At 68.7% G+C, this 6904-nt stretch carries 6 protein-coding genes; 5 read left to right on the plus strand and 1 reads right to left on the minus strand.

Translation table 11 applies throughout. The features are described from left to right. Nucleotides 1–128 precede the first annotated feature (128 nt). Nucleotides 129–518, minus strand: coding sequence for a hypothetical protein (locus IRZ30_RS14365; RefSeq protein ID WP_294086144.1), 390 nt, complete (start codon nucleotides 516–518; stop codon nucleotides 129–131). Nucleotides 519–723: 205 nt separating this feature from the next. On the opposite strand from IRZ30_RS14365, the gene IRZ30_RS14370 reads away from it, so the two are divergent. The 5 genes from IRZ30_RS14370 (at nucleotide 724) to IRZ30_RS14390 (ending at nucleotide 6757) form a co-directional block, all read left to right on the plus strand. Beyond that, entirely contained in the window at nucleotides 724–1245 is a 522-nt protein-coding gene (locus IRZ30_RS14370) for a ClbS/DfsB family four-helix bundle protein (protein ID WP_294086145.1), read from the plus strand. Beyond that, the gene (locus tag IRZ30_RS14375) at nucleotides 1242–1781 is read left to right on the plus strand and encodes a macro domain-containing protein (RefSeq protein ID WP_294086146.1); all 540 of its coding nucleotides are present in this window, start codon (nucleotides 1242–1244) and stop codon (nucleotides 1779–1781) included. Before IRZ30_RS14370 ends, IRZ30_RS14375 begins: the two co-directional genes overlap by 4 nt. An 825-nt stretch (nucleotides 1782–2606) precedes the next feature. Beyond that, entirely contained in the window at nucleotides 2607–5234 is a 2628-nt protein-coding gene (locus IRZ30_RS14380; RefSeq protein ID WP_294086147.1) for a helix-turn-helix transcriptional regulator, read from the plus strand. A 400-nt stretch (nucleotides 5235–5634) separates the two neighbouring features. Continuing rightward, nucleotides 5635–6423: a hypothetical protein gene (locus tag IRZ30_RS14385; RefSeq protein WP_294086149.1), complete on the plus strand. Its 789-nt coding sequence runs from the start codon at nucleotides 5635–5637 to the stop codon at nucleotides 6421–6423. Between the two features lie 61 nt (nucleotides 6424–6484). Beyond that, a complete protein-coding gene (locus tag IRZ30_RS14390) occupies nucleotides 6485–6757 on the plus strand; it encodes a DUF4242 domain-containing protein (protein ID WP_294086151.1) in 273 nt (90 codons plus the stop codon). Nucleotides 6758–6904 lie beyond the last annotated feature (147 nt).

Genomic DNA, 6904 nt, shown 5'->3' on the forward strand with positions numbered 1-6904 from the left:
GCCGGAGGAGGAGTAAGGCGTCATGCGTCATACGTCATGCGTCACACTCCCCTCTCCCCTGGTGGGAGAGGGGCCGGGGGTGAGGGGGACGGATGACGCATGACGCATCACGGAACACGCATCACACATCACAACTCATCACTCCGCAGCCGCAGGATGACCCGCTCCAGCGACACGGTCTGCACCGCGTCGAGCGGGATCTCTCGCCGGCCGACGAGCCCCCAGAACTTGCCGACCCGGATCGCACCGCGGCCGATCCGCTGCGCCGCCCCCTGGCCGATGGCGTAGCGGGCACGCGCCGACTGGCTGGCTGGACCACGGTTGCCGAGCGGCTGGGTCGGCATCGGACCCAGCAACTCCCCGCTCACCGCGCTCGACTGCAACACGTCCGGGGAGAGTTCGGGCTCGCCGTCCGGCGCCGCGGGACCGGGAATCACCTTAAGCACGGTGCCCAGATAGACGTTGTCCCGCGTGTAGACATCCATTGCCCGGCGGATATCCCGCACCGTGAAGCCCATCACCCACCTCCCGCGCCCTGCGTCCTGCATCCTGCGTCGCTCTTGTTCGTCCATCATACATAGCAGCGGCATGGGCTGAGCGATCGTCATCGCACCGCGCCCGCGGCGCTGCGCATCCCGGACGCAGGGCTACGCTAGCCAGTCACCAGCATCATCGAGGATACTGCACGCATCACCGGACGACGCCACCACGAAGGAGCACGCCATGGAACCACGCCAGACCAAGGCCCAACTGCTCGACACGGTCAGGACCGTGCGGGCTGATCTGGAGCGGCTGATCGCGGCCGGAGAGGACCGGCTGAAGGAGCCGAACGCCTTCGGCCCGTGGACCTTCGCGGACGTGATCGCCCATCTGACCGGCTGGCGCTGGTTTTCCGTGGCCCGCATGGAGGCCGCGCGGGACGGCACGGTTCCGGTCCCACCCTGGCCCTCCCACCTGGACCCCGACGAGGCCGTCGACGAAATCAACGAGCTGATCTACGAGGCCAACCGCAATCGTCCGGCGGACGAGGTGCTGCGCGACTCGCGCGAGTCCTTCGACCGGCTGGAAGCCGCGCTGGCGGCCATCCCCGAGGACGACCTCTTCGACCCCACCCGGTTCCCCTGGCTGAACGGTTGGCCGCTCGCCGCGGTCATCGACGGGATGGCGAACCACTTCTACGAAGAGCACGCGCCCGACATCCGCGCCTGGCTGGGAGGGGCAGTGGCGGAGGGAGGCACACCATGACCACCGAGCACCCGCTCACCGCAATCGTCGGCGACATCACCGCCGTCGAGGCCGACGCCATCGTGAACGCGGCCAATAACGAACTGTGGATGGGCGCCGGCGTAGCCGGGGCGATCAAGGCGGCGGGAGGTGAGGAGATCGAGCGCGAGGCGATGGCCCAGGGGCCGATCCGGGTCGGGGAGGCGGTGGCCAGCGGCGCCGGGCGGCTCCCGTATCGTGCCGTGATCCACGCCGCGGCCATGGGCTACGAGGGCAACCGGATGATCCCCCCGACCGCCGAGAGCATCCAGGCGGCCACGCAGGCCGCGCTGGAGGTCGCGGACCGGCTCGGACTCCAATCGGTCGCCTTCCCGGCGCTCGGCACCGGGGTCGGCGGCTTCGACCTGGCCGAGGCGGCGGCGCTCATGGTGGCGGCGGCGCACCGCTACCTGTCCCGGCCCGACGCCCGGGTGCGCCGCATCATCTTCGTCCTGCGCAACGAGAATGCCCGCCAGACCTTCCAGGCAGCCATCGACCAGGGCGGCGCAGTGGCGTAGCGCGTGCCCGGGACGGGTGGTCCGAGCATCCCGCGCCGTAGCATGTACATGTACCCGATAGTAACCCCGGCTCACGATGCAAAGCCCGCTAACGCAGGCTGGGGACAGAGGACCTACAGCGCGGCGTTTGGTCCCCGCCGCCCGGCGTGTGCCCGGGGCGAAAGCCGTCGGGCTGAATAAGAAAAGCCCACTGAAGGGACTCCCCTGCCCTCCAGGCGGGCGAAACCCATCCAGCACCCCGCCGGCACCGCCTCCCCAGCCGGCTTCAGCCGGCTTTCCTTGTCAGCCCGGCGGCTTTCGCCCCGGGCACCTGCCACGGCGCGGGATCCTTCGCACCACCCGTCCCGGAACGGGATCACGGCACGGGATTCGTCGCGCCACCCATCCCCTGTCCCGGCGCCGGTGCGGGCACCAACCCCGGCGCGGGGCTGCGGCCGCGCGATACCACAGCGGCGGCTCGGGCCGCCGCACTCCAAAGAGCCGGCTGCGGCCGGCTTTCCTTGTCGGCCCGGGCTAAACCCCTCCGATACGTGCAAAGAGCATTGTTCCCAAACCCCTCGGTCTGCGTCTGTTGCGGAGCCCGAACAGCGTGATAGCAGCGAGCGACCGGCCTCGGCGCTCACGGTCGCCATGGGCGACGCCGTGGCGCCGGGCACAGTCGTGCTGGATCGTCTTGCTTATCCACACCAGGAACAAGGCGCCGCGCCGAACAAGACCCTGATTGCGCACCGTCGTACGCAGTCGTTATTATGTAACCGGGCAGAATCCTCATAAACGCACGCGTTCGTTCTTACATTCCCGGCAACGGGGGACGGGGGAGCCGCGATGCTCCTTCTCGAACGGGACACGTTTCTGTCCGAGCTGCGCCACTGGTTCGATGTGGCTGCCTCGGGAAACGGGCACCTGGTGCTCGTCGCCGGGGAAGCCGGGGTGGGCAAGACCGCCCTGGTCACGGCGTTCGGCCGGATGGTGGAGCAAGAGGCTTCGCGCTTCTACGGTGCCTGCGACCCGCTCTCGACGCCGCGACCGCTCGGGCCACTCCTCGACATCGCCGCGCAATCCGGCGAGGGGCTGCGGCACATCCTTGAACAAGATGACGGACACCAGCACGCCCTTCCGGCATTCCATGCGTTCCTCGCGCGGCGCGCAAAGCCCGCGCTGGTGGTCATCGAAGATGCCCATTGGGCGGACGAAGCGACACTCGACTTGATCCGCTTCATTGGACGACGCGTCGCCACGACCCGGGCACTCATACTCGTCACCTACCGCGACGACGAGATCGGGCCGAGGCACCCGCTCCGGGTCGTGCTGGGCGATCTGGCGACATCGCCTACCGTTCGTCGCATGCACCTTCCACCCCTCTCGGAGAGCGCGGTGCGCACGCTGGCCGCGGGCACGGATTTCGACCCCGTCGAGCTGCACCGGCAGACGGGCGGGAACCCATTCTTCGTAACGGAGGTGCTGGCGGCCGGCGGGCAGGGGATTCCGCTGACAGTGCGGGACGCCGTCCTGGCGCGGGCCGCTCGCCTCCCGTCGGCGGTGCGGGCGGTCCTGGATGCGGCCGCCGTCATCGGGGCATACGCGGAAACCGACCTCCTGAGCCAGGTCGTCGGAGCCGAGGTGGGCGCGGTCGAGGACGCAGTGGCCGGGGGAATGCTCTTGCCGAAGGACAACGGCTATGCGTTCCGTCACGAACTGGCCCGGCAGACGATCCTCGACGCGCTGTCTCCCACGCGCCGGGTGACCCTCCATCGGGCGGTGCTCCAGGCCCTCCGCGCCGTCGGGACGGGGCCGGACGACCTGGCGCGTCTGGCCCACCATGCCGAAGAAGCAGGCGACCGGGAGGCGGTCCTGGCCTACGCACCGGCGGCCGCACGGCGAGCATCGAGCCTCGGCGCCCGGCGTGAGGCGGCAGCGCAGTACGAGCGGGCCTTGCGTTTCGCGGAGGATCTCGACCCACTCGAACGAGTGGTGCTGCTGGAGGGGTTCGCGCTGGAGGCGTACCACACCGATCAGATGGACCGCGCGATCGCCGCCCGGAAGGAAGCTGTCGCGATCTGGCGCGCGGCGGGAAATCCCCGCAAAGTCGGGGAAAACCTGTGCCAGTTGACACGAGTGCTGACCATGGCGGGGCGGAACGCCGAGGCCATACAGACGGTCAGCGAGGCCATTTCCGTACTCGAGTCGATCCCGCCGAGCCCTGAACTGGCGTTTGCGTACCAGCAGTACGCACATTTCCACATGCTCGATCGTGACACCGACACTGCGGTCACCTGGGGAAAGAAGGCGCTCGAGCTGGCAGAGCGCCTCCACGCAGAGCCAATCGTGATCGCCGCCTACAACACGATCGGTTCAGCGCTCCTGGTGGGCGGCGACATGAGCGGCACCGGCCCGCTGGAGCGAAGCCTGCAACTGGCATTGCAAGCGGGCCAGGAAAACCACGCCGCGATAGCGTACACCAATCTCGGCTCGGGCCTCGGGGAGATGCACCAGTTCGCGGAGGCGACCCGCTGGCTGGAGGAGGGTATTGCATTCACCACCGAGCGCGACCTCGATGCCCAGCGGTGGTACATGTGCGCCTGGCTCGCTCTGGTGCGTCTGTATCAGGGAGAGTGGGACGCCGCGGTCGACAGCGCGATCGATGTCACGCGTCGTCCCGGCATCTCCGCTATTTCCCGGATCATGGCGCTGGTGGCGCTCGGTCGCCTCCGGGCACGCCGCGGCGACCCGGACGCCTGGGTCGCACTCGACGAGGCGCTCGCAATGGCGAGAGTCACCGCCACGCTGCAGCGGCTGGCGCCGGTACACGCAGCCCGCGCCGAAGCCGCCTGGCTCGCCGGGGACACCGACCGAACCCTCCACGAGGCATGCGCGGCGTACGACCCGGCGCTGCGCCACCGGCACATCTGGTTCACCGGCGAACTGGCCTACTGGCAGTGGCGTGCGGGCGCGCGGGTCACGGTGCCGCCGTGGGCCGGCGAGCCGTATCGCTTGCAGATCGAGGGGGACTGGGCTGCCGCCGCCGAGCGCTGGCGCGAGATGAACTGCCCATATGAGATGGCCCGGGCACTGGCCGATAGCGACGACGAAGCGGCGCTGCGTCAGGCATTGGACGTCTTCGGCGATCTTGGCGCTGCCCCGATGGTCGCCAATCTCTCACGCCGCCTGCGGGCGGTCGGCGCCCGCGGCATCCCACGCGGGCCGCGCCCATCGACGCGCCAGCATCCTGCCGGACTGACGCACCGCGAGGCCGAGGTCCTCGACCTGATGACCCAGGGCTTGTCCAACAGCGAGATCGCGAGCCGACTCTACCTCTCCCCCAAGACGGTAGAGCACCATGTCTCCTCGATCCTGACCAAGCTCAACGTCTCCTCCCGCCACGAGGCCATTCGCGTCGCCGAGCGGCTACGTGGCGGGCCGCGAGCCGGCGTCGGACCTGGTCAACCGGTGTAAACCGACCGCCACAGCAGCGCCGTCATCCTGCCGGCTTTCGCGTGGGAGCAGCCCTCACCCCCGGCCCCTCTCCCAAGGTTGGGAGAGGGGAGCAGTCGGCAGGACGTCGGCGCTCCTGCATGTGCTCGCGAATCCACCCACGCACATGATCCCCCAATTTAGGGGACCAGATCCCCCAATCTCAGGGTACCCCCCGATGCGCGCCGTTGGGCGCATGCGTCACCATGGTCTCATCGGCACAACGCCGGCGATCCGCTCCACCTCGCTCAACCGCGATGACGGGCCGTCATGCGGGACGGAGCGGACCCGCAACCCGCGTCAGTCGGTTTGCCGCCACGACACGTGCTCGACGGAGCTGTGCGGTGGCCGGTGCGGCCATTGAGGGATCGGAGGGACCACCATGCTCGGACGTCGTTTTCGACGTGTGCCAGCGTTGCTCGTGGTGCTCGCACTGCTCGTCCTGCCGGGCGGGATAGCCGTGGCCGAACACGACGCCGGCACCAGCACCGGCCCGCAGGGGGACTGCCTCTACTTCGCGGAGACCGGCCACAACGTCTGCGGCGGCTTTCGCCGCTACTGGGAGACCTACGGCGGCCTGCCGATCTTCGGTTACCCCCTGACCGAAGAGTTCGTCGAGAACGGGCTGACCGTCCAGTACTTCGAGCGGGCCCGCTTCGAATGGCACCCGGGCGTGTGGCCGGAGCGGTGGGATGTCCTGCTCGGCCGGCTGGGTGCTGAGATGCTGCGGACGTCGCAAGACGACATCACGGCCATGCTCAACGCCCTGCGCGCCGAGGTGGAGTCGTTCCGGGACATCCAGGTCGCCCAGAGCGCGGGGTGGAACCTCGTCGAGGGGCTCGACTACTGCTTCGACAACCCCGGCGTTGGCGGCATGGGCGTCCACTACATCAACGTCGACCTGCTCGACACGACCCTGGACCCGCTCAAGCCTGAGGCGATGGTCTACCACTACGGCCAGAACGGCGAGCTGACGCTCGGCGCGGTCGAGTGGATCGTCCCGGCCGACGCCTGGGACGCGGAGGGCCACGGCGGGCTCCCCGAGGTCACGGGGCATCACCTCCACCTCAACGAGGCACTCGGTGTCTACGTCCTGCACGCCTGGATCTTCACCGAGAACCCTGCGGGGATCTTCGAGGACTGGAACCCGAATGTGAGCTGCTCGGGCTAGGCGTCCGGCGGATCCCCGGCCGGACAACGGTAGAGGCATGACGTAAAGGAGGGCGACTGCTATGCCGCGCTATATCGTCGAGCGAACCTTCCCCGATGGACTGGCGATTCCGGTCAATGATGAGGGCGTCGCGGTGTGCATGCGGGTGGCCGACACCAACGGCGAGCTGGGCGTCACCTGGATCCACTCCTACGTGAGCGAGGACAAGAAGCGGACGTACTGCGTCTACGACGGCCCGAACCCCGAAGCGATCCGCAAGGCAGCGGAGCGCAACGGCCTGCCGATCGACCGCATCACCCGCGTGACGGTCCTCGACCCGTACTTCTTCAAGTAGCATTCATCGCCCGCGCAGCTCTGCCCGCTCGGGGCCGTGACGTGGGGAGGTCACGGCCCCGAGCGGCTTAACATTGAGGACTGACGACTTGCCGGGATACACCGGAGCCGTCTGCATGTCGGCATTACAGCCCCTTCAGTGGGCTTC

It is taken from the genome of Sphaerobacter sp., from assembly GCF_019683595.1.
Classification (GTDB): domain Bacteria; phylum Chloroflexota; class Chloroflexia; order Thermomicrobiales; family Thermomicrobiaceae; genus Sphaerobacter.

Bases quoted from the DNA above. Each gene is read 5' to 3' on its own strand.
- IRZ30_RS14365 (WP_294086144.1), bottom strand. From the start codon at position 518: ATGGGCTTCACGGTGCGGGATATCCGCCGGGCAATGGATGTCTACACG.
- IRZ30_RS14370 (WP_294086145.1), top strand. From the start codon at position 724: ATGGAACCACGCCAGACCAAGGCCCAACTGCTCGACACGGTCAGGACC.
- IRZ30_RS14375 (WP_294086146.1), top strand. From the start codon at position 1,242: ATGACCACCGAGCACCCGCTCACCGCAATCGTCGGCGACATCACCGCC.
- IRZ30_RS14380 (WP_294086147.1), top strand. From the start codon at position 2,607: ATGCTCCTTCTCGAACGGGACACGTTTCTGTCCGAGCTGCGCCACTGG.
- IRZ30_RS14385 (WP_294086149.1), top strand. From the start codon at position 5,635: ATGCTCGGACGTCGTTTTCGACGTGTGCCAGCGTTGCTCGTGGTGCTC.
- IRZ30_RS14390 (WP_294086151.1), top strand. From the start codon at position 6,485: ATGCCGCGCTATATCGTCGAGCGAACCTTCCCCGATGGACTGGCGATT.